General features: G+C 37.1%; 19 protein-coding genes. 9 read left to right on the forward strand and 10 right to left on the reverse strand.

Annotated features, from left to right (window positions below; all coding sequences use genetic code 11):
- Nucleotides 1-116: 116 nt before the first annotated feature.
- Nucleotides 117-1,457, reverse strand: coding sequence for an Nramp family divalent metal transporter (locus EMTOL_RS06550; RefSeq protein ID WP_015028485.1), 1,341 nt, complete (start codon nucleotides 1,455-1,457; stop codon nucleotides 117-119).
- Between the two features lie 177 nt (nucleotides 1,458-1,634).
- On the opposite strand from EMTOL_RS06550, the gene EMTOL_RS06555 reads away from it, so the two are divergent.
- From EMTOL_RS06555 to EMTOL_RS06585, 7 genes are all read left to right on the forward strand, one after another.
- Nucleotides 1,635-2,303 carry a metal-dependent transcriptional regulator gene (locus tag EMTOL_RS06555; protein ID WP_041693959.1) on the forward strand — a complete coding sequence of 223 codons (669 nt, stop codon included), beginning with the start codon at nucleotides 1,635-1,637 and terminating at the stop codon, nucleotides 2,301-2,303.
- Nucleotides 2,304-2,420: 117 nt separating this feature from the next.
- Nucleotides 2,421-3,500, forward strand: coding sequence for an LptF/LptG family permease (locus EMTOL_RS06560; protein ID WP_015028487.1), 1,080 nt, complete (start codon nucleotides 2,421-2,423; stop codon nucleotides 3,498-3,500).
- A 235-nt stretch (nucleotides 3,501-3,735) separates the two neighbouring features.
- Nucleotides 3,736-4,932: an argininosuccinate synthase gene (locus EMTOL_RS06565; RefSeq protein WP_015028488.1), complete on the forward strand. Its 1,197-nt coding sequence runs from the start codon at nucleotides 3,736-3,738 to the stop codon at nucleotides 4,930-4,932.
- 253 nt (nucleotides 4,933-5,185) lie between these two features.
- Complete coding sequence (locus EMTOL_RS06570; RefSeq protein ID WP_015028489.1) at nucleotides 5,186-7,381, forward strand: carbohydrate binding family 9 domain-containing protein; 2,196 nt, start codon at nucleotides 5,186-5,188, stop codon at nucleotides 7,379-7,381.
- Between the two features lie 12 nt (nucleotides 7,382-7,393).
- Complete coding sequence (locus EMTOL_RS06575) at nucleotides 7,394-8,275, forward strand: glycerophosphodiester phosphodiesterase family protein (RefSeq protein ID WP_015028490.1); 882 nt, start codon at nucleotides 7,394-7,396, stop codon at nucleotides 8,273-8,275.
- A gap of 108 nt (nucleotides 8,276-8,383) precedes the next feature.
- Complete coding sequence (locus EMTOL_RS06580) at nucleotides 8,384-9,910, forward strand: GH3 auxin-responsive promoter family protein (protein WP_041693439.1); 1,527 nt, start codon at nucleotides 8,384-8,386, stop codon at nucleotides 9,908-9,910.
- Between the two features lie 50 nt (nucleotides 9,911-9,960).
- Nucleotides 9,961-10,818: a fumarylacetoacetate hydrolase family protein gene (locus tag EMTOL_RS06585; RefSeq protein WP_015028492.1), complete on the forward strand. Its 858-nt coding sequence runs from the start codon at nucleotides 9,961-9,963 to the stop codon at nucleotides 10,816-10,818.
- Nucleotides 10,819-10,921: 103 nt separating this feature from the next.
- Here the strand turns inward: EMTOL_RS06585 and EMTOL_RS06590 are convergent, their stop codons facing one another.
- The 8 genes from EMTOL_RS06590 to EMTOL_RS06625 form a co-directional block, all read right to left on the reverse strand.
- Entirely contained in the window at nucleotides 10,922-11,446 is a 525-nt protein-coding gene (locus EMTOL_RS06590) for a GNAT family N-acetyltransferase (protein WP_015028493.1), read from the reverse strand.
- Between the two features lie 16 nt (nucleotides 11,447-11,462).
- Complete coding sequence (porV, locus tag EMTOL_RS06595; protein WP_015028494.1) at nucleotides 11,463-12,641, reverse strand: type IX secretion system outer membrane channel protein PorV; 1,179 nt, start codon at nucleotides 12,639-12,641, stop codon at nucleotides 11,463-11,465.
- Between the two features lie 101 nt (nucleotides 12,642-12,742).
- The gene (porU, locus tag EMTOL_RS06600) at nucleotides 12,743-16,159 is read right to left on the reverse strand and encodes a type IX secretion system sortase PorU (protein ID WP_015028495.1); all 3,417 of its coding nucleotides are present in this window, start codon (nucleotides 16,157-16,159) and stop codon (nucleotides 12,743-12,745) included.
- A 129-nt stretch (nucleotides 16,160-16,288) separates the two neighbouring features.
- Nucleotides 16,289-16,975 carry a SprT-like domain-containing protein gene (locus EMTOL_RS06605; protein WP_015028496.1) on the reverse strand — a complete coding sequence of 229 codons (687 nt, stop codon included), beginning with the start codon at nucleotides 16,973-16,975 and terminating at the stop codon, nucleotides 16,289-16,291.
- 5 nt (nucleotides 16,976-16,980) lie between these two features.
- Nucleotides 16,981-17,388, reverse strand: a complete 408-nt coding sequence (gene ruvX, locus EMTOL_RS06610; RefSeq protein ID WP_015028497.1) for a Holliday junction resolvase RuvX — start codon at nucleotides 17,386-17,388, stop codon at nucleotides 16,981-16,983.
- Nucleotides 17,389-17,461: 73 nt separating this feature from the next.
- Nucleotides 17,462-18,277, reverse strand: a complete 816-nt coding sequence (mazG, locus tag EMTOL_RS06615) for a nucleoside triphosphate pyrophosphohydrolase (protein WP_015028498.1) — start codon at nucleotides 18,275-18,277, stop codon at nucleotides 17,462-17,464.
- A 138-nt stretch (nucleotides 18,278-18,415) separates the two neighbouring features.
- Entirely contained in the window at nucleotides 18,416-19,078 is a 663-nt protein-coding gene (locus tag EMTOL_RS06620; protein WP_015028499.1) for a thioredoxin family protein, read from the reverse strand.
- Nucleotides 19,079-19,211: 133 nt separating this feature from the next.
- Nucleotides 19,212-19,688 carry a TlpA disulfide reductase family protein gene (locus tag EMTOL_RS06625; RefSeq protein ID WP_052315351.1) on the reverse strand — a complete coding sequence of 159 codons (477 nt, stop codon included), beginning with the start codon at nucleotides 19,686-19,688 and terminating at the stop codon, nucleotides 19,212-19,214.
- A gap of 179 nt (nucleotides 19,689-19,867) precedes the next feature.
- Between EMTOL_RS06625 and purU the strand changes: the two genes are divergently transcribed.
- Nucleotides 19,868-20,722: a formyltetrahydrofolate deformylase gene (purU, locus tag EMTOL_RS06630; RefSeq protein ID WP_015028501.1), complete on the forward strand. Its 855-nt coding sequence runs from the start codon at nucleotides 19,868-19,870 to the stop codon at nucleotides 20,720-20,722.
- 51 nt (nucleotides 20,723-20,773) lie between these two features.
- Here purU and EMTOL_RS06635 read toward each other — a convergent pair whose 3' ends face one another.
- Nucleotides 20,774-22,411, reverse strand: a complete 1,638-nt coding sequence (locus EMTOL_RS06635) for an OmpA family protein (RefSeq protein ID WP_015028502.1) — start codon at nucleotides 22,409-22,411, stop codon at nucleotides 20,774-20,776.
- A 244-nt stretch (nucleotides 22,412-22,655) separates the two neighbouring features.
- Here EMTOL_RS06635 and EMTOL_RS06640 point away from each other — a divergent pair, with 244 nt between their 5' ends.
- Nucleotides 22,656-23,633 carry a bifunctional heptose 7-phosphate kinase/heptose 1-phosphate adenyltransferase gene (locus EMTOL_RS06640; RefSeq protein ID WP_015028503.1) on the forward strand — a complete coding sequence of 326 codons (978 nt, stop codon included), beginning with the start codon at nucleotides 22,656-22,658 and terminating at the stop codon, nucleotides 23,631-23,633.
- The last annotated feature ends 246 nt before the right edge of the window (nucleotides 23,634-23,879 follow it).

The raw sequence follows: 23,879 nt of genomic DNA on the forward strand, positions 1-23,879 counted from the left end.
TTAAGTGTCAATTTTACAATTAATTTTGAATAATTATTTTTAGTTGTGATATAATATAACGAAGACTTCGCTTAAAGCGAAGTCTTCGTTTTTATACAAGGACTATTTAAGTGTTTTTAAAATATCGTATCAAACAGCAAATAACTATTCAAAGCAATAATAATAACTGTTACAGCCCAAGCAGTATATTTTACATAAGCGGGATTCACGAATTCTCCCATTTTGAGTTTATCAGAAGTAAACATTACTAATGGTACCACCGCAAAACTTAATTGCAGTGAGAGAATTACTTGACTCAAAACCAACAAATCGGACGTTCCTTGTTCTCCATACAAAATAGCTACAATCAGTGCTGGAACAATGGCTAAAAGTCGAGTAATGAGTCTTCTCAACCACGGTTTTAGCTGAATATTTAAAAAACCTTCCATCACGATTTGTCCAGCCAATGTACCTGTTAGTGTAGAATTTTGTCCAGCGGCTAAAAGAGCCACTGCAAAGAAAAGTCCTGCTAATTTCACACCTAAAATTGGGTCAAGTAAATGATACGCATCTGTAATATCAGCCACTTCCTTATTTCCTGTAAAATGAAAAGTTGCAGCCGCCATAATCAAAATAGCAGCATTGATAAAAAAGGCAATGAAAAGGGAGGCTGTTGAGTCGATTGTGGCGTATTTAATGGCACTACGCTTGGCAGCCTGTGTATCTTCGATTTTACGTGTTTGTACAATACTCGAATGTAAATACAAATTATGAGGCATAACTGTTGCTCCCAAGATTCCGATGGCGATATAGAGCATTTCAGGGTTTGAAACAATCTGCGTACTTGGTACTAAACCTTTCGATACTGCAACAATATCGGGTTGTGAAACAATAATTTCGTACCCAAAACAAAGTAGAATAAGTAAAATAAGCCCCCCGACAATCACTTCGATTAAACGAAAACCTTTGTTCTGAAGAAATAAGATAAAGATTACATCAATGGATGTAATCAAAATTCCGTAAGTAAGTGGAATATGAAAAAGTAAATTCAATGCTACGGCTGCTCCAATTACCTCAGCTAAATCGCAGGCTGCGATGGCAATTTCTGCCAATATCCACAACATAATCGAAACTGGCTTCGAGTAAGCATCACGGCAGGCCTGAGCTAAATCTCGCCCAGTTGCAATACCCAATTTGAGCGAAAGATGCTGCAAAAGCATCGCAAAAAGGTTCGAAATCAGAATAACCGACAAGAGCGTATATCCAAATTTCGCACCGCCAGCAATATCGGTTGCCCAGTTACCGGGGTCCATGTATCCTACTGCAACCATCAATCCCGGCCCTACAAAAGCAGCCATTCGTTTCCAAGAACTACCTGTTTTCGGAACGTTGATGGTGCCGTGTACTTCTGGTAAAGATTGTGTCGAGCCATTCGAACGCCAACCCTTTACCTGATTTATATCTAAATTTTTTTCCATTTGTTGTAATTCTCCATTTTCAATACAAACATAAAACAAAAAATTTGCTAATCAAAATAAATTTTTAGACTTACCTAAAATTTTGTTTGATTAGACTAAAAATGTAATTTTGTGGAAGCAGTTGGCTATTATGCCTATTTTTCATACTATCGTCTATCTACTGTGGACAATCAACTAATCACCTCTTTCACCGAAGAAAATTATCTCAAAATCATATATCTGCTTACCGAACGCCACAATGGCAACGAGGTAAGCACAAATCAACTAGCCGAACATACGCAAACCAAAGCCGCCTCGGTTTCGGATATGTTACGTAAATTGGCTGAAAAAAACTTTATCAATTACCGAAAATATCAAGGCGTTACACTCACCGAAGCAGGTGAGCAAATTGCTTTGGGTGTCATTAGGAAGCATAGACTTTGGGAAGTTTTTTTGGTAGAAAAACTTGGCTTTGGCTGGGATGAGATTCATGATATTGCTGAGCAACTCGAACATATCGACTCGAAAGAATTAACCAAACGCCTTGATGATTTCTTGGATAACCCTAAATTTGACCCTCATGGCGACCCAATTCCAGATGCAAAAGGTAAGATGCCATCGGTGAGTTATCAAAAACTATCAGAAATTCCGCTTAATCAATCAGTCATCATGATGGGAGTTTCAGTACATTCGCCTGCATTTCTCCAACATCTTGATAAACAACAAATTACACTTGGTTGTAACCTTAAAGTATTGGAAATAAGTGAATTTGATAAATCTTACAGCTTATTATTGAACGACCAACTAAAGCTCTTCGTTAGTCATGAAGTAGCCAGAAACTTATTGGTACAAACACAAGAAGCGTAATTTTCAGAAAACAACTTTGTTAATACTTCTTAATAAAACCAATGAGCATCTAAGATTACTTATCTTTGCACCAAATTTCCAAATCATAAACCTTTAGTTTCCCTCAAATGGGGCTTTATGAATATTCTCGATAAATATCTAATCAAGCGATTTCTGAAGACATACTTTTTTGCGGTATTGGTCATTGTGCTCATTATCATGGTGATTGATTTCGTGGAAAAAAACGATGATTTCATTCAGAAAAACGCACCAATGCGTGCCATTTTACTTTCTTACTACGCTAATCTTGCTCCATATTGGGCCAATTATATTAGTCCGTTGATGATTTTTATTTCTACGGTTTTTTTTACTGCCCAAATGGCAGCTCACACCGAAATTGTAGCTATTCTAAGTAGTGGAACCAGTTTCCCTCGCCTGATGCTACCTTATTTTATAGCCTCTTCAATGGTGGCGGTTTTATCTTTCGTGATGGTCGGCTGGATTCTCCCAAAAGCTAATAAAGTTCGCTTAGGTTTTGAAGCTGTTTATGTCAATGATAAATTTTATTTCTCCGACCGAGATTTTCATACTGCAGTAGCTCCCAATACCTACGCGTATATGTCGAGCTATAACAACGAAACAAAAATGGGCTATGATTTTACGCTCGAAAAGATTGTTGATAATAAACTCATTGAGAAGCTATCGGCCAAAAGAATCGAATGGAATGATAGTACAAAACGTTGGAAAATTACAGATTATAAGATTCGAACCTTGGGTATTATGAAAGATAAAATCATCTATAATGTGGCTTCTAAAGATACTTTGATTAATCTTTCTCCGAGTGATTTTGAAAGTGACCGTAATATTTATGAAACCTTTACGATACCCGAATTAAGGAAGCGAATCGAATTAATTCGCAGTCGTGGAGCTGAAGGTATTGAGTCTTTTCAGATTGAACTTTACCAAAGAATTGTTACGCCTTTTGCCGTAATCATTTTATCGTTGATGGGCCTAATTGTATCGGCTCGGAAAGCACGTGGAGGCGTTGGTTTTCAGATTGCTATTGGCTTCGTTTTGGCCTTTGTGTATATCTTATTCTTCATTATGTCGAAAGGTATTGCCGAATCGGGTAGTATGCCTCCGATGCTGGCAGTTTGGCTACCTAACATTGTTTTTTCGTGCATCGGCACAATCATGTATTTCACTGTACCAAGGTAATTATTATTTTCTCTAATAATACATCCCCCTACCCCCTTCAAAGGGGGATTTTTGTTCTCGGGAAAATATTCCCCCTTTCAGGGGGGGCAGGGGGATGTTAATTATATCTCGAGATTATACGAAAAATGCAATAATTTTAAATAAAATTCGAGATTTCACATTAATAAGTCCTATTTTTGTGGGAAATTTTGTTGAACTCTAAAAAATACGCTCATTTTGGGGCGGGTTTTGGCTTATGAAAGTTGTTTTGGCTTACAGCGGAGGCTTAGATACTTCGTTTTGTGTAAAATATTTGACCGAAGAGTTGGGTCATGAAGTTCATTCTGTATTAGTTGATACGGGCGGTTTTTCGGAAGCAGAAATGAAGGACATCGAAACCAAGGCTTATGAGTTGGGCGTAAAACACCACTACACAGCTCGCATGGTTGATGAGTATTATCAGAAATGTATTCGTTTTTTGGTTTATGGAAATATCCTGAAAAACAATACGTATCCACTTTCGGTAAGTGCTGAGCGTATGTTTCAAGCAGTAGCGGTAGCCGAATATGCTAAGCAAATTGGTGCTGAGGCGGTTGCTCACGGAAGTACAGGTGCAGGCAATGACCAAGTGCGTTTTGATATGGTTTTCAGAATTGTATTACCCAATGCACAAATAATCACACCAATCAGAGATTTAAGATTATCTCGCGAAGCTGAAATCGAGTTTTTAATTTCGAAAGGCGTTGTTCGTGAATGGCATAAAGCAGCTTATTCAATCAATAAAGGTTTGTGGGGAACTTCAGTAGGTGGCCGTGAGACTCTAAATTCTCATGATTTCCTTCCAGAAAGTGCCTTCCCGACTCAAGTAACAAAAACGGGTACCGAGGAAGTAGTTCTTCAATTCGTTAATGGTGAATTGAAAGGCGTTGCTGGAGAAAGTTTCGAAAACCCAGTTTCTGCCATTCGTCGTTTGACTGAAATTGCAGCTCCTTATGGAATTGGTCGTGATATTCACGTAGGCGATACCATTATTGGTATCAAAGGCCGCGTGGGTTTCGAGGCTGCTGCTCCATTGATAATTATCAAAGCTCACCATTTATTAGAGAAACACGTGTTATCTAAATGGCAACAATACTGGAAGCAAAATTTGGCCGAATGGTACGGAATGATGCTCCACGAAGGCCAATTCTTAGAGCCTTTGATGCGTGATATTGAAAAATTCTTGGAAAGCATGCAGTCGCACGTAACAGGTGAAGTTCGTGTGCATTTAGCTCCATATAACTTCCAATTATTGGGTATTAAATCTAACTACGATTTGATGTCACCGGTATTTGGTAGCTACGGCGAAATGAACAATGCTTGGAGTGGCGATGATGTAAGAGGTTTCTCTAAAATCATGTCAAATCAAGTAATGATTCACCAAAAAATCGCAGAATTAGCAGAGAAGAAATAAAAAATATCAGATTTTTTCGGCGTCGGCAAGGTTTAGAACCCAAAGGGAGCTACTTGCCGACGTTTTATTTTGTCCTAATCAACAAAAGATTTGGGTAAGATAAAAATCAACGCTGGTTTGCCTCAAAAGAATTCTAACTTGTTCGTATTCAAAGCTTTGTCGCTTTTTTTTGTCATTTGGACTTATTTACAAGGGAATCGTGTAGAAAAAACATAATTTTGTTATAAACAAAACTACAATCTAATCATATAAAATGTACAAGTACCTACTAGCTCCTTTTTTCCTACTAACCCTCCTAAACACTTTTGCTCAGAAAAAAAATGAAAAGATGGAGTATCACATCCATCGAGCAACTTCAGCCGTAAAAGTTGATGGAATTGTTGATGAAAAAGCCTGGGCAGATGCTCAATTGGCCACCAACTTCTACCAAGTTTTACCAATGGATACTTCCTACGCCAAAGTACGTACGGATGTAAAAATGACCTACGACGATAAAAATCTATACGTGGTTTTTATCAATTATGATAAACTACCTGGTCCGTATATGGTAGAATCGTTGAAACGCGATTTTGCTTTCGGAAAAAACGATAACGACTTACTATTTATTGATACATTCGATGACCAAACCAATGGCTTTTCGTTTGGGGCGAATGCCATGGGAGCTCAGTGGGACGGGCTCATGTATAATGGTAGCAGCATTAGTCTTACTTGGGAAAATAAGTGGACTTCAGAAGTAAAATACGATGATGAAAAATGGGTTTGGGAATGTGCCATTCCCTTTAAAACACTTCGATATAAAAAAGGAATTAAGCGTTGGGGGGTAAATTTTAGCCGTTTAGACCTAAAAACTACCGAAAAGTCTTCTTGGGCACCTGTACCACGCCAATTTCCGACGGCATCATTGGCATACGCAGCCTCATTGATTTGGGATGAAGAACCACCAACGGCTTCTTCAAATATTTCATTAATTCCTTATATTTTAGGTGGTGTAAGTAAAAATCACGAGAAAAAACTTCCTGCCGATTACCGTGGAGATGTTGGTTTTGATGCCAAAGTGGGTCTTACTTCTTCACTAAATCTCGATTTAACCGTTAATCCCGACTTCTCACAAGTAGAAGTTGACCAACAGCAAACTAATCTTGACCGATTTGAACTCCTTTTTCCCGAAAGACGGCAGTTTTTCTTAGAGAATGGTGATTTGTTCTCAAATTTTGGTTATCAAACCATTCGTCCATTTTTTTCTCGCCGCATTGGTTTAAATACGCCCATTAAGTTTGGGGCAAGGGTAAGCGGAAAACTTAATAAAGATTGGAGAATTGGCCTCATGGATATGCAAACTGGTAAAAATGATATTGTTCCAGCAGCTCAGAATTTTGGCGTTATTGCACTCCAACGCCGTGTTTTTGCCCGTTCAAATGTGGCGGTTATGTTTGTCAATAAACAAACTATCGGGTACGAATCATTAAATGACACAAAAAATGTTAGTGAGTTTAATAGAAACTTAGGCATTGAGTATAATATTCTTTCAAAAAATAATGCTTGGACTGGTAAACTGCTCTACTTAAAGTCGTTTACCCCGACCTCTAAGCCTAATGATGGCGTTTTAGCAGGAAATATTCTTTATACAAATAAACGCTGGACAGCGGGCGTACAACTCGAACAAGTAGGCACTAACTACACCGCTGAAGTAGGCTACGTACCACGCTTAGATTACGGAAAACTAAACCCGCAAGTGGGATATTTGTTTTTCCCAAAACCATCAAGCAAAGTATTAAGCCATGGTCCTCTGACAATGTTTACGCATTATTTTAATAGAGATTTTTCGAAGGAAGTTGAAAACGAAAAATTCTTATCTTACCGTATAAATTTCCGAAAAACAAGCACATTAATGGCTTGGGTAGCTCATAACTACGTATATTTATTAAACCAATTTGACCCTACCAATTATGCGGGCGTTTTCTTACCAAAAGGCAGTGAACATAAATGGAACTCATTTGGTGTAGATTATACTTCAAAACCCCAAGCTTTATTCACTTATTTGGTTTCGAGTAGATACGGTGGCTATTACGCCAATGGTACTCGCCTACGCTTGAATGGCGAAGTAGGTTATCGTTTCCAACCTTATGTAGCTCTCACGGTGGCTGCAAATTATAATCGTCTAGATTTCAAAGACGATAAAATATTACCTAAAGAATTAATAAATACACAATATAATTTTTGGTTGATAGGCCCTAAAATTGATGTAACTTTCACGAATAAATTATTCTTTACAAACTTTTTACAGTATAATAACCAAACTAAAAACATGAACCTAAATACGCGTTTGCAGTGGAGATATAGCCCCGCTTCCGACCTATTTTTGGTTTATACCGATAATTATTATTCTGATACTTTTCAAGTACGTAACCGTGCTTTAGTATTGAAGTTTACTTATTGGTGGAATGTTTAGTAAAAGAAACTCATGAAAACTATACTTTTTATTATTTTCCCAATATTAACCTTTGCCCAAAGCATGAATTTTGAAATTCAAGGCCACCGTGGTTCTCGAGGACTAATGCCAGAAAATACAATTCCGGCATTCAAGAAAGCCATTGATTTGGGAGTACATACATTAGAGTTAGATGTGGTTATCTCGAAAGATAAAAAAGTGGTAGTTTCTCATGACCCTTTCTTTAATCCAAATTGTACAACCGGCCCTTCTGGAAATTTTATTACGAAAGAAACTCAGGGTAATTTATATCAGCTTACTTACGAAGAAATCGAAAAATATGATGTAGGTCTTCGTGGTAATAAAGATTATCCTGAGCAATTTAAAATGGCGGTGTATAAACCCCTACTCGAAGATATGATTCATGAAAGTGAAAAATACGCACGAGAAAAAGGGGTAAAACCTTTGAAATATAACATAGAAATAAAAAGTGAGGAGAAAGAATACGGCATTTCTCAGCCATCAGTTGAAGAATTTTCCGACTTGGTTTATAAAGTAATCATCAAGCAAATTCCACCCGAGAGAGTTACTTTACAAAGTTTTGATTTCAATGTATTGAAATTTTGGCACAAACAAATTGAGGAAAAAAAATATAAAGCCATCGCCCTTTCCGCATTAATCGAACCTTTTGATAACAACGATATTCAATTTAATCTGAATAAATTAGGTTTTAAACCCGAAATTTGGAGCCCCTATTTTGCACAAGCAACTGAAAAAAGAGTAAAAGAACTCCACGAATTAGGCATAAAAGTAATTCCTTGGACGGTAAACCGCCGTGAAGACATGGAAAAGGTAAAAGCTGTTGGCTGCGACGGCCTCATTACAGATTATCCCGACCGCACCAAAGGTTTGTGAGATTCAGAAAAAAAGCCTAATTTTCCCGAATAATTTTGGAGTCACAAACTTCTGAGCTACAAACCCTAACTTGTGGCGTTAAAGAGTTTGGTGCTTTCAAACCACCAAATGAGCATGCTTAACGACATACTTAGTTTTTTTCTTAAACGTCGCATTACACGAATTGAGGAGTTTTTGCGTAATCCAATAGACACGCAAAACCGTGTTTTTCACGACCTCATCGAAAACGCCCGATACACTGAATGGGGTATAAAATACGACTATAGTAGCATTGATTCGATTAAAAAGTTTCAAGAGCGAGTACCTATTTCCACCTACGAAGAACTTTATCCTTACATTGAAAGAGTTTTGAAAGGAGAGCAAAATGTTCTTTGGGCTTCAGAAATAAAGTGGTTTTCGAAATCTTCTGGTACAACTAATTCTCGTAGTAAATTTATTCCTGTTTCGGAAGAATCGCTCGAAGATTGCCACTATCGTGGAGGGAAAGACATGATGACCCTCTATCTAAATAACCGCCCAGAAGCCAAGCTCTACGAAGGTAAAGGGCTCTCGATTGGTGGTACACTTCACCCAAATCCGTTTAATGCCAATACACAAGCTGGAGATATTTCTGCGGTAATTACTAAAAATCTTCCTGCTTGGGCAGATTTCATTCGAACCCCTCCAAGCGAGGTGGCTTTACTCGATAATTGGGAGCAAAAAATGGAGCAAATGATTCAGATTTGTACCCAAGAAAATGTAACAAGTATTTTGGGCGTTCCAACCTGGACAGTAGTTTTGTTAGAAAATATTCTCGAACGAACTGGCAAGAAAAACATGCTTGAAGTTTGGCCTAATTTCGAAGTTTTTGTACACGGAGCGGTAGCTTTCCAGCCTTATAGAGACCTATTCCGTACGAAGCTATTCCCTTCTGAACAAGTAACTTATCTTGAAACCTACAATGCTTCGGAAGGATTTTTTGCCATACAAGATGAACTCAGTAGAGTTGGCGAGATGTTGCTAATGCTCGATTATGGCGTTTTTTATGAGTTTATTCCAATGGAAGAATGGGAAAAGGAGCACCCTAAAACCTTAACTCTCGAAGAAGTTGAGCTCGATAAAAATTATGCTTTGGTGATTTCAACCAATGCTGGTTTATGGCGATATAAAATTGGCGATACAGTTAAATTTACTTCGATTAGCCCTTACAGAATCAAAGTTAGTGGGCGAACCAAACACTTTATCAATGCTTTCGGTGAAGAAGTAGTGATTGAAAATGCTGATATAGCCATCACCGAAGCTTGTGCAATTGCCAATGCCGCCATTGCTGATTATACAGCGGGGCCTGTTTATATGGGCGATGGTAGTAAAGGTTGCCACGAATGGATTATTGAATGTTCGAAAAAGCCCGATAATGAGGCTCTTTTCATTGAAACACTCGATAGTTCATTAAGAAAAGTAAACTCCGATTATGACGCCAAACGCTACAAAGATATGGCCTTACTACAGCCAAAAGTACATTTTGTAGAAAACGGCACTTTCTACCAATGGATGTCGAAACGAGGTAAACTTGGGGGACAAAATAAGGTACCTCGCCTGAGTAATTCCCGTGAATACCTTGACGATATTTTACTGATGATTAGAGAGTTAGCTTAAGAAAATTAGTATAAATCAATATAAAAATCCCCTTTTAGGGGTTTGGGCTTATGAAACTATTCCGCTTTGGCGACCAAACCAACGAAAAACCTGGCGTAATTCTCGCCAATGATAAAAAAATTGATGTTTCGACTTTTGGCGAAGACTACAATGAGCAATTTTTTGCAACAGATGGCATCAACCGACTTGAAAACTGGCTAAGGACTAATGCGGCTAATTGCCCAACAGTAGCTGATGATGTAAGATTAGCTTCATGTGTGGCTCGTCCATCAAAAATTATTTGTATTGGCTTAAATTATGCCAAACATGCTGCAGAATCCAATATGGCTCTTCCTACCGAACCAGTGGTATTTTTCAAAGCTACTACTGCTCTTTGTGGGCCAAATGACGATGTAGTGATTCCGAAAAACTCAGTTAAAACTGACTGGGAAGTTGAGTTAGCTTTTGTTATTGGCAAAAAAGCAAGTTATGTAGAAAAAGAAGATGCCATGAGCTACATTGCTGGTTATTGCTTGCACAATGATTATAGCGAACGTGAGTTTCAGTTGGAGCGTGGCGGACAATGGGTAAAAGGTAAAAGCTGTGATACATTCGCTCCACTAGGGCCGTTTATGGCTACTGCCGATGAAATTTCGAATCCGCATGATTTGCGTTTGTGGTTATCGCTCAATGGCGAAATGCTTCAAGATTCGAATACAGACGATATGATTTTTGATATTCCTACCATTCTAAGTTATTTAAGCCAATTCATGACACTCCTTCCAGGTGATGTTATCTCGACTGGTACTCCTGCGGGTGTTGGCTTAGGTCTTAAGCCACAACGCTATTTGGTTGCGGGCGATGTAGTAGAATTGGGTATTGATAACCTTGGCACACAAAAACAAACAGCAGTAGCTTATCACGCATAAACTACTTTTGTCTAATGAATTAACGACAGCAATTAAAATAATTCAGACCTTGTTCAAACAAAAAAGCTCAATGAAAGTCATTGAGCTTTTTTGTTTAAGATATTTATTTTTTCATCTGAAGCTTCATCATAATATCTGTTTGTTCGTCATCGCCTAATCTAAAAATATGCTTATCGAACTCAACAAATCCATTCTTTTTGTAAAAACTGATAGCTCTCAGATTTTCTTCCCATACTCCTAACCATACGTAGTCTACATTTATTTCTTGAGCTACCTCTATGGCTTTCTGATAAAGTAATTGCCCTACATTTTTACCGTGATACGCTTTTAATACATAGATTCTTTCAATTTCGAGCGATTTTGTATTTTTCAGCTCTGTTTGAGACTCGCCAGTATTAATTTTCAGATAACCAATAATATCCTCTTCATACTTTGCAAAATAAAATATTGAATTCGGATTTTTTAACTCGGTCAATAACTTTTGGTTAGCAAAACTTTCTTCTAAATATGCTTTCATATTTTCTTCAGAATTCATTGAAGCGAATGTCTCTGAGAAAGTTTCTATCCCAATTTTTTTTAATGGCTCGACGTCGTCGCTTGTTGCCTTTATGACCTTAATTTTATCCATTCAAATATCTAATGCATCAGTTATTTTCTGTTGGTACTTCGGTTGGGATACTCGATGGCTTACCGTTCATATCAAAAATCAAAGTAATTCTCCAAGTATTTGCAAGTGGACTTCCTTGTGAAGTAGGCACTAAATACGCCAAATCAAGTTGATAATTGCTTATTTTTAAACCTAAACCAGTAGTTACGTATTTACTCCCCCCTTTCATACTGCTCTCCATAAAATACCCCCCACGAAGTGCAAAGAAATTATTATACCAATATTCTACACCCGTAGAAAGCGTAACTTCACGAAGCTCTTCTTTTAAACCATCTGGGGCATCAGAAAATGAGCCAAAAATTCCAGCAATTGCACTGGTAGTTTCAGGGTCACGGCCTTTCACAATATTTCCGTTGTTATCACGCAATGGTGGAGTAGGAATCAATAATTTATTGGCATCAAGCAAGAAGTTAAATCTATTATGAGCATCTAGTTTAAAGCCAACGGCACCACCAACTTTCAAATTAGTAGGAATATAGAAAGCACTTCTTCCGTAATTAATTTTACCACCAATGTTTGAAATAACGGCTCCTGCAGAATAGGTCATTCCACGGTCTTTATCTTTTGCACTTGGGCGGTCGGTAGTATAGAAGAACGAAACGTCGCCAGCTACCGTACTTGCTGGCTTACTTGCTACACCATTTACTACTTGGCTACCAATAAGATTTGAGTGAATAAACTTACCATTGATACCCATTGAAAAATCTCTACCGATTTTACGAGTATAACCAGCCGTAAAATTCAAATCTCTCGATTGGAAAGTTCCATTTGGTTGTCCAGTAGCAGTTGTAAATTGTATCTCACCTTGATTAAAGTAAGTCATTGATGCTCCAAACGCCGAATTTTTATCGAGTTTTTTGAATAAGCCAACATTGAGTAGCCCCATATCATCAACTAAATCACGTAACCAAGGTGTATATGATACAGTTGAACCAATATTTTTATCTATAAAGGCTAATTTGGCGGTATTCCAATAAATTGAATTAGCGTCTGGTGTAGATGCTACCCCAGCATCACCCAAAGCGGCTCCTCTTGAATCTGGTGAGATTGTAAGAAAAGGTACTGACGGCGAAAGGGTTCTACTAACTTGTGCTTGAGTAGTGAAAGCATTGATAAAAGCTACACTTGCCAAAGCTGCTACAATTTTACGTTTCATGTGAGATTTTTTAATATCCTACCCTTAGAAAGGGTGTTTATCGTTTCAGAATATATTTTTGTCTTTAGTTTTACAAGTTCAAATATAACTTATTTTCTTGATTACTTCCAAAAAAGCATTTTGCCAGCAAACGACGAAGTTTTATTTTCAGAAGAAGAACTAACAGAAATTCGATATATGTATGTGCCTGCTTTCCACTTTTTAGGTTCAACTTCCATGCCAACATTCAGGGTTTTATCGCATACATAGCAATTCTCAGAGTGCTCAAATATCTGCTTCCCACTGGCATCAAAAATACTCAATTTAATAGTTAAATCTTGGTTTTCGGCGTTGTGTTCAATATAAAAACTTGTAGTGTTTTCAACTGGATTTGGATAATTGTAGGCTCTCAAAATTTTTAAATCAACGCGTTCAACTACAAATTCTAACGCTCTTTCAGCTGAATTATTATAGGTATCCCAAACTTTTAATCTAATGGTATGACGACCGGCAGGTAGTTCTCCTAAATTATATTTCAAGACTCCTTTTGTCAACTCATTTTCATTCACAAAATACTGATTTACAACAACTTGCAGCGTATCATTTAAAACTAAAAGCATTTCGTGCCCTACACCAGCTTGCGAAATATTTATTCCATTTTCATCACTTATCTCAGCACTAAGCACATTATTTTTATCAACGCTTAACTTAATTTCTGGTGGTTTTGTATCATTCAAGATATTAGTTTCGCTACCACCTACCATCAATTCATTAAAACTACCTGTGGCATCCGTTAAACTATCTGACGAAATCGCATAAAAACTTACTCTTCCTAGTCCAAGTTGATAATTAATATCCTTAGGAACAATAAAGCTTAGCTTAAAGCCTCCATTCTTCACCTCTACGATACCTTCAAAGAGCTGGTTACGATATGCCTTATACTTAAACTTTTCGGTTTTTTGCCCAAGTGTACTAATTTCCGAAGGTTTATCAAAAACAGAGACGAGAACTTTGCCACTAAAGTTATTTTTGAGCTTTCCTGTTGATGCCTGTATTTCTCCTTCAAGCGAAACTCGACTCAAAGCTTTTAGTGTTTGCTTTTCGGGCGAAAGACCGTTTACTTTGGTCAAAACAACTTTATCTGTGGGATAAGCCAATTGCATGGAAGGGTCGCCCAATAATGAGAAATTTCGATTAAAAACACCGCTTAAAGAATTATTTTTAGTAACTCGAAAAATATCACCTAATCTAAAAACTGACCCTGCTTTTACTTTCAAAAATGCTTGATAAAATGCACTATTAAGCAAAAAATTAGTATTTGAATAAACTGGTCGAGTGGTTGTGAGCAAACCAATCGCCGCACCCTTGGGACTAAGCATGGCCATTTCGGCTCCAGAAACATTCCCAGGGTCATCGAATCGGCCAAACGAGCAAGTAGCAGTCAAGAAAACTGGCATATTGCTCAAATTTCGCCAAGTCAGAATTTGTTCTCTAGTTAGCACTTTTTCTTCTGTCCAACCATCTACGCCGCCGTGCCCGCTGTAATTAATAATCAAAGAACCTTCATTCACAATCCTATTAATAGCTCGATTAGTTGCGGGCGAAATTGCTCCATTAGCCGTTGCAATTTGTGGGAAAGCATCTAAATAGATTTTATTAATTTGCCAATCTTGGTTGTTTTTAACCGCCATTTCGGCAATATCATCGGCATCTTGTTGATGAATATTAAAATCTCCATCATCGGCCACAAAGCTAATTTTTCTTCGCCAACTACCCATTGTTTTTTGGGTTTGAGCATAATAAATTAGTTTATCAACAACATTTTTTGCTTCCTCATAATTTTTAACTGGCAGACGTCCTATGCTAATATCAAGTGAGTGATTTCCTTCATTATTTTCTAGCCATTCACCTTCATTTTCTTCGAAAAACCCAAAATAATCATCCGAAGCATAACTATTGACAGGATTCAATGACTCTCGACTTTCATAGGTAGGAATTTGCAACTTAGTATCTATGCCAGCATATTGAATCAGATTTTTATAATCAAAACTTGCATCAGCAAAAAGTAGTAAATACTTCAATTTTTGAGGGTTTTTCTGCCATAAAAACCTTCCAAAATCACGAATAGCCGTGGGGTCTGGACTTCCATTACCAAATTCATTATAAATCTGTTCGATATCTATTACTATAGCATCCAATGCGTCATTCTTTTTTCTAAAATCAGCTAATCTTTGTGCCTGTTCGTGCCAAAAACTCACACTAACTATCAATAAATCAGGCACTTGTACTTGTTGAAGATTTTGATTCTGAATTTTATGAATAGCGTTGGGTTCGAGTAAATTAGCTTCAGAAAACAAGACAAAAGTTTTTAATTGATTTTGGGTTTCGGTGTTAAAAACAGCTTCTGAATTATTTATCTGAAAAGGTATATTTTCAACAGTAAGTGCATTCGAAACATCCCATATTTTTTGATTATTCGATGCTTGACTTAGGGCAAAAGTGCTTATTTTATTTTTTAAACTTTCTATCGACCTAACTATTGTTTGCTGAGCATAAAATTGAAGTTTTCGCTTCATTTGTACCTCAAAATAATTCAAATATGCAACTGATGAACTTTGATTGTTTTTATTAAAACTAAAAATCAACTTTTGGGTATTTTTTCCATTGGCAAGTGCTGTAAATGATTGAATGCTTTCATTGCCTTTGATATCATAAGTACCTGTTCCGATGGCTCGTAGGGGTTGTTCACCAACGAGCGAATCGGCATTGAGTTTTAGGCTCACTTTTGTACTGACAAATGAAGCTCCGAGAATAGCTGAATTTATTTTGATAGATGAACCTGCTACAACACCTTCAGATTTTACATCAAAACTCATATCAGGACTTACGCCAAATGATTCGCCGTACCACTCTCGCCCCGAACCACCTAAATCTCTTCCACCTGAGCTAATAATATTTTTTTGGTCGAGTTCATGGAAAGAAAAATCATCAAATGTTCGAATGAAATTTCCAACATTTGTTGGTAGTGTCTGATTCTTCACACGAAGGCCTTTAGAATCTGATAGATTTAAAAATACAAATGTGGTATCGGAATATGGATTGTTTAGATGCGAAAAATTTTGATTTTCGGCATTATAAATAATCTTATGCGGACTTTCAGCAAAGAATAAGATATAATCAGCGGGGTCAAACTTACCATCGTTTTCTCCAATAACTTCAATGGCATTTTCGGTTAAATCTGCTAAACGCTTTGCATTATTGGCTTGTGGTAAAACTCCCGCCCCATTCCCAAAAATTCTAATATTTTGAGGATTAATTTTCCCAATATCAATACCTGCTGATTGCAAAAAAGCTGCATCAATTTTGTGTACGCCTGTGCGTGTAGTAGCAATTTTATACCATTGCCCGGTTGCTAAAACCGACTGAGCTACTGAAGATTGTGTAATGAAAAAGGTAGCAAATAAGCACAAAAATATCTTCCCATTTGTGCTAATAAATCGAAAAATACTGTGAACCCTATTCGCTTTATTCAAAAACATATTGTTTAATAAAGTTAGTCTTATGGTTTTTACCTTTCTACAAAAACGCTTTATCTCAAGAAAATGATGAGTATTTAAACATCTTTTTGATAAAAAATATATAAAACTAAAGCTGTTTAGAAGCTAAACTTAAATTGGATTGACACGTGCTGAACCTAAAATAGTATATCGGCGTTTAGATTTTTTTTCTACACAAAGAATTCGTGTACGTCGTTTTTCTATTTTCTGAAAAACATTACCTCTAAACTCAAACCATTGATTATCGGGCAGTTCGGTTAATATAATCCCCGTTGCTTGCTCCTTATCGAAACTCCTCAAAGCCTCTGATAATGGGGCGTAACTAACCGATGAAGCCGCAGGGTTTTGCATGTAATTTCTGAGTGGAACCAGCAGATTTTCGGGAAAAACAAATTCGTTTAAAATTGGAGCCATCAGCTGCTGAAAATGTTGTTTCCATTCTTTTCCATGCGGTGCGATTCTTCGACGACCTTTATGGAGCCAAGTTCGTTGATGTGCAATTTCATGAATATAAGTTACCAAAAAAGCATACGGGTTGAGGTCATTATTAATGGTAATTTTATGGTGTCCTTCACGAAAAATATAATTACCAAAACACGTACTTCTCGTACGAGAAATTTTGAAATGAAAAGGTTGTTCTCGCCACAAATCCCAACAATACGTAATGGCAGGTTGAGGCAAGTGTTTTGTCAGAATCTCACGCATTTTTTGCTGACTTACTTCATCAATCAGTATTTTAGGCGGAGTGTCGGGCTCCAAGACTTTCTGGATGGTATTTTTTATTGTTCTTAGCATCATTTGCTCTACACTCCCATAAAACTTTGTAGAATAATCACAGCACTAATTTTATCAATATTACCTTTTACTTGGCGGTCTTTTTTCTTCATTCCCCCCGCAATCATGGTTTGCATAGCCATTTTTGAGGTAAAACGCTCATCGTGTAAATGAATAGGTATTTCGGGGAAAATATTTTTCAATTCAAGCACAAAACGCTCTACGTAGGCAGTACCATCAGTACTCGAACCATCAAGATTTTTAGGCATTCCTACCACAAAAGCCTCAACTGCTTCATTTTGAGTATATTTTTTTAAATAATCCAATAGCGAATCTGTCGGCACGGTTTCAAGGGCCGAAGCAATGATTTTGGAAGGGTCTGTCACGGCCAAACCCGTACGTTTTGCACCATAATCAATGGCGAGAATTCTTGGCATAATAGTTAAGACAAGTTTGTAACTTATCAGTTAATAGCTATTTGACAGGTTACAAACCTGTCTTACTTAAATTTCACAACTTCTTTGCCTCTTCCCAAAATACATCCATTTCGGCTAGAGTCATATCTTTTAGGTTTTTGTTAGCTTCTTTGGCTTTTGTTTCTAAATATTGAAAACGCTTAATGAATTTCTTATTGGTACGTTCGAGGGCCGTTTCTGGGTTAATATTAATAAATCGGGCATAATTTACCAACGAGAAAAGCAAATCACCAAATTCACCTTCCGCTTTATCTTTATCAATGGCTTGGTCGGTTTCAACATCAAACATTTCTTTAAACTCGCCCATTTCTTCTTCAACTTTTGCCCAAACCTGACTTTTCTCCTCCCAATCAAAACCCACGCCTCGAGCCTTTTCTTGAATTCTCATGGATTTTACTAATGCTGGTAAAGAAGTTGGCACTCCACCTAACACCGATTTATTGCCTTCTTTTAGTTTTAGTTGTTCCCAATTTCGTTTTACTTCTTCCTCGGTTTCGGCTTTTACATCACCGTAAATGTGTGGGTGACGCGAAACCAATTTATCACAAACCGAATGTAGCACATCCGCCACATCAAAATCTCCGGTTTCAGAGGCAATTTTCGAATAAAAAACCAAATGAAGCATAATATCGCCCAATTCTTTCTTTATTTCTGGTAAATTCTTCTCCAAAATAGCATCTGAAAGTTCATAGGTTTCTTCGATTGTCAGGTGGCGAAGGCTATCCATTGTTTGCTTTTTATCCCACGGACATTGCTCACGAAGTTCGTCCATGATTGTCAGTAATCTATCAAATGCTAAAAGTTTCTCCATTCTTTGTGGAGGAAATATTGGGGGAAGCTTGTTACTCATGAGTGATGTATGTAATTACTTAGATAAAACCTTTGTCTAACGAATACAAAGTTCGTCAATAATAAAGAAAAAGCCACCTGTTTTTGCAGATGGCACGATATTTTTATTTTTTGTAGGACAGATTTGTAATCTGTCTTTTCAACTTTTCCACTTAATTGCACAGCCTACTGCTTTTGTGCTAGTAGTAACTACTGGTTTTCCAACCATGAGGTTATTCACGGCATCTTCTACGTAGCGTTTGGTTACTCCCGAAGGGTCTTGGGCGTTGTCATCAATGGCACCAATATAGCTTACAATATTTTTCCCGCCTTCTTTTTTCAAAACATAAACTTGTGGTGTACGCATCGCTCCAAATGCTTTTGAAACAACCTGTGTATCATCAGATAAATACGGAAACGGATAAGCTTTTTCTTTGACACGAGCTTGCATATTAGCAAACGAATCTTCTTCGTAAGCATCTGGGTCATTAGGGTTAATCATAATCACGGGATATCCTTGTGCAGCATACTTCCTATCAAGTGCAATGACACGGTCTTCGTAGGATTTGGAAAACGGACAGTGATTTGATGAGAAAACAATAATAAAACCCTTAGCTGAAGAAAAATCAGATAACGCAAGCATTTTCCCATCAACATTTTTGAGTTTAAAATCTGCTACAACATCGCCCAATAAATAGGCCGTAGGGGCAGCAGATGTAGCAACTTTGGGCAAATCGTTGTTTGGACTAGCTTGGGCTGTTTGAAATGCCACGAAAACATAACTTAACAACACTGCTCCGATGATTAAAAACTGCTTTCTCATTGTATTTGATATTAGGTGTACTTGGTTGTGCCTCTTAATAGTTGACGGATTGATAATTAAACCTAAAAAACTATGCCAGCTATTCATCGGCGAATACGATTGTGGTTGAAAACGCTCTAATAACAAAAGTATTTTAAAAAAAGTGCCGAATTTTATCGCTAAGGCTCTGATAGTCAAAAGATTGTTCGTAAAATTCTTTTTTAAAACCATTACTTATTATTGTAGCGGGAATTGCACCTGACCACTGCGGACTTACTTTATCTATCCAGCTATTATAATCGGGTTCGTCTATCAAATAAACTTGTGATTTTATCTGATATTCAGCCACAAATTTTTTTACTGTTTCAATATCTCTTTTAAAATCAAGACTGATAAAAATAACACTCACTCGATTATATTGATACTCGTTCGCTAAAGTTTCAAACACGGGCATTTCACTCACGCAAGGTTTACACCAAGAGGCCCAAAAATTAATCACCCTTATTCCATCGTTTTTTTGCAACAACTGCTCAACATCTGAAAACTTTATAATTTCGATATTTTTTTGGGCAAAAGAACAAAAATTAATGGTCAAAAGTGTGAACAAAAGATTTATCCAAAATTTTTTCACAATTCTTTCTCTAAGTAGTTCGTAAATTTATTTTTAAAATCCGTAATTCGCAATCTTAAACTTTAATTAACGTGATTTTTGTAATTCCGAATAGTTTTACAAGGAGGCTAAATACTTTACCTATAAACTTTTAGCGTTTAAAACACAAATTACATACAATCATTAATTAGTGCTCAATAATGGCAAAACATATTCTTTTAATGGATGGCCCCGATGCTAAAGGCCTGATTTTTCACGTAACAAGCGTACTGTACAGAAACGAGTGTAATATTATTTCGCAAGATGAATACGTAAGTCCACCAGCTGATGGGGTTGAAGGACAGTTTTTTATGCGTACAGAGTTTGAATCACCTGATAAACTCGACCCACAGAAAATTTTGAAAGATTTACAAGATACAATCGCCACACCAGCGATAAACTTAAGAATAAATCCAAAAAAGAAAAAGGACGTTGTTATTTTAGCCACTAAAGAGCACCATTGCCTTTCTGATTTATTGATTCGATATAATTTTGATGAACTTGACGCCAATGTTTTGGCGGTGCTGAGTAATTATAATACTTTACAGCCATTTGTGAGTAAATTTGGTATTCCTTTTCATTACATCACTCACGAACACAAAACTCGTGACGAACACGAGCAGGCCATTTTACGCACGCTCGAAATCTACAAACCAGAATATTTGGTTTTGGCTAAGTACATGCGTATTCTTTCACCTGAGTTTGTTTCGCATTACCCTAATAAAATTGTGAATATTCATCATTCGTTTTTGCCCGCATTTATTGGAGCAAATCCTTATCGTCAGGCGTATGAGCGTGGTGTAAAAATCATTGGTGCAACAGCCCATTTCGTGAATAATAATTTAGATGAAGGACCAATTATTGCACAAAATGTGAAAGATGTTGACCACAGTTATATGGCAACTGATATGGCCCGAGAAGGAAAAGAGGTAGAAAAATCAGTTTTAACTCATGCTTTGAAATTGGTTTTCAATGACCGAGTTTTTATTAGCGGAAATAGAACGGTTATTCTTTAAAATTGGCAGTTTTCAGTTCGCAGCTCATAAAATCTGCGAACTGAAAAATACTTATTTCTTCACAATCGTAAATTCTACCCGACGGTTTTGGGCACGACCTTCTTCGGTATCATTACTTGCCACTGGGCGAGTTTCTCCAAAACCTACACTTGTAACTCGATTCGCTGGTAATTTCTTCGATAATAAATAACTACGTACGGCTTCGGCACGGTCTTGTGAAAGTTTTAAATTACTTTCGTTCGAACCTACGTTATCGGTATGTCCTTGAATCTCAATCGTTAGATTACCATTTTCTTTCAAGGTCTCGGCAATTCGATCTAACTCTGGAAATGATTCTGAGCGAAGTGTAGCTTTGGCATACTCAAAGAAAATATTGTTGAGTGGCACTTTTTCACCTTCTTTGATTGGCACTAGCTTCAAATCATCACCATCAATTTCTTTGAATTCTTTAATCTCTGTGAGGTCAATATTTTTTCCAATAGCAATAAAATCCTTTGCTTCTGCCCGATATGAATATTTAGCCCCATAAGGCAATACTATTTTATATTCGCCAGTATTGGGGTTTGTGTAAGCTTCGCCAACTTCTTCTCCATCGGGTAATGTCTGATAAACAATTTTTGCTTCAATCGGACGACCCGTTTTTTGGTCAACAACCCTGCCACTAATCATAACTACAGGTGTAGGTGTTGTGGTGCCAGTGTTTACCGGGCTTTTCCCTTGGCTCAAGCTTTTTTGCTCTTCTAATCTGTTATTCGATGTCTGAACTCCCCCTGCAATCACCGGCTCTTGCTTTTTATCGTCACGCAATTTAAAACGCACAATATCGCCTTTTCCAACTGAATTTTTCTTTGAACTCATATACGCATACTCGCCTGATGCCGAAATGGTATAGGAAAGCTCATTGGCATCGGTATTTACTTTATCGCCCATATTGATTGGCTTCGACCATCTTCTCCAACTTCTATCCAAACGTTTTGATACCCAAATATCGGTTCCACCTAAACCACCCTTACGGTCGGAGGCAAAATAAAGTGTATAATTATCTGAAGCTAAGAAAGGCGTAGTTTCAGTATCTCCTGTGTTAATGTTATCGCCTAAACTTTCTGGCTTTGTCCATTTTCCATCACGTCCTAAAAAAGACACATAGAGGTCATCTTCTTTACTATTCCTTTTTTCACTAAAAGCTAAAATCAAGGTTTTTCCATCATTTGATAAACACGCAGTCAAGAATTGACCTTTACACAAATCATCAAACTTCGGAATGATTAATCGCTGAGGTTCGGACCAACCCGTTTTAGTACGTTTACAAGTAGATAAGCCTACCTCATTTTCTCGACGACCGCCATTATAAACCCCCGAAATCAGAATCGTGTTTCCATCGGGCGTAATACTGTATAGGTCATTGTATTGGTCTTTATTAATGCTATTCGGCATTCTCCTTGCAATTGTCCATGAGCCATCTCTACTTTCCGAATACCACACATCTTGGCTACCTTTAGCTCCATAGTTATTAGATGGATGGCTCACACGTACAAAATATAAAGTTTTACCATCGGGGGCAATAACAGGATTCAACTCATTGAATTCAGTGTTAACCGCCGATCCGAGATGCTCTGCGTTTTGGGCGAAAAGTTGTTCGGTCGAAAAGTATAAAGAAGCAGTTAGTAAGAAAAATACCGTCTTACGCATAAAATATATTTTAAAAGAAAAGTCTCTATTGCTTTGCAAATAACGCAATCTCTGAGCCAAAATGTATTATTTATAGAAAAAATCATTCTAAAAATACGTAGTTTTGCAGTTAAATGATTTTGATTTTAGTTTGAAAAAAAATAAATCGAATTTCAAGTAAGTTTTAGGAAATAGATTTTCATACTTAACTAAGTAGTAATTTTCATTAATTAAGTAACAAATTCCCATAATTTTATAAGATTAAATGCAAGCAAATCAGATTTTTGAAGCCTTCAATAACCTACGTGTTTTGATTGTGGGCGATGTGATGATTGATTCATATATTTTTGGAAAAGTTGACCGTATTTCACCTGAGGCCCCCATCCCAGTTGTGAATGTTAAGCGTAAAGAAATTCGCTTGGGTGGTGCGGGAAATGTGGCCATGAATATCAAATCATTGGGCGGAACTCCCATTCTATGCTCAGTTGTAGGAAACGATGCTGATGGAAATGATTTAATCAAACTTTTAGAAGAAAGCCATTTACCTACTGAGGGCATAATTCAATCAAATAATCGAATTACCACCGTTAAACAAAGAGTTTTGGCTGGTTCTCAACACGTAGTTCGCATTGATTCGGAAATGGATGGGCCAATTACTACCAACGAACGCCAGCAATTAATTGAAAAAGCTCATTCTTTAGCCAACTCATGCGATGTAATTATCTTTGAAGATTATGATAAAGGTGCTTTAGATGTCGAAAGTATTCAATCGATTGTTAGCTTTGCTAAAACGAAGGGAATCCCAACCATTGTTGACCCTAAGAAACGTAACTTTTTGCATTATCAAGGAACAGACATTTTTAAACCTAATCTGAAAGAGTTAAAAGAAGGCTTAAAAATTGATTTTGATGCCAAAAATCTTGAAGAAGTTAAAACGGCAGTTGCTTCAGCGAAACAAACTTTAGGCGTAAACGGTTTATTTCTTACACTCTCAGAAAATGGTGTTTTTATAGATTATCAAGGAGAAATCCATCATATACCTGCACATTTGCGTAGTATCACTGATGTTTCAGGAGCGGGCGATACAGTTGTAAGTATTGCAGCCATGTGTTTAGCTTTGAAACTTTCGCCGAAAACAATCGCAGCTATGTCAAACCTAGGTGGCGGATTGGTATGTGAATATGTAGGTGTAGTGCCAATCGAAAAAGAAAAACTGAAAGTAGAATTCCAGAAACACGCTTAGACATAAAAAAAGCACCCGTTATTCAAAGATAATGCGTGGTGCTAAAAACTCAGAAGGTGGTTGTGTTTCTTACAATCCATTGTGGCTGAATTATTTTGAAGCCGGCTTGAATGGCAATGTTAGTTTTCCCTTTTTATTTAAAGAATAAACTACAACTCCAACAGCAACAGCGGCTAACCCGAATAATACTCCTTTTTTCATTGTCGTACTGTGTTTAAATTGTTTTCCTGTTCTTAACTTGACAAC

It is taken from the genome of Emticicia oligotrophica DSM 17448, assembly GCF_000263195.1.
In the GTDB taxonomy this organism is placed as follows: domain Bacteria; phylum Bacteroidota; class Bacteroidia; order Cytophagales; family Spirosomataceae; genus Emticicia; species Emticicia oligotrophica.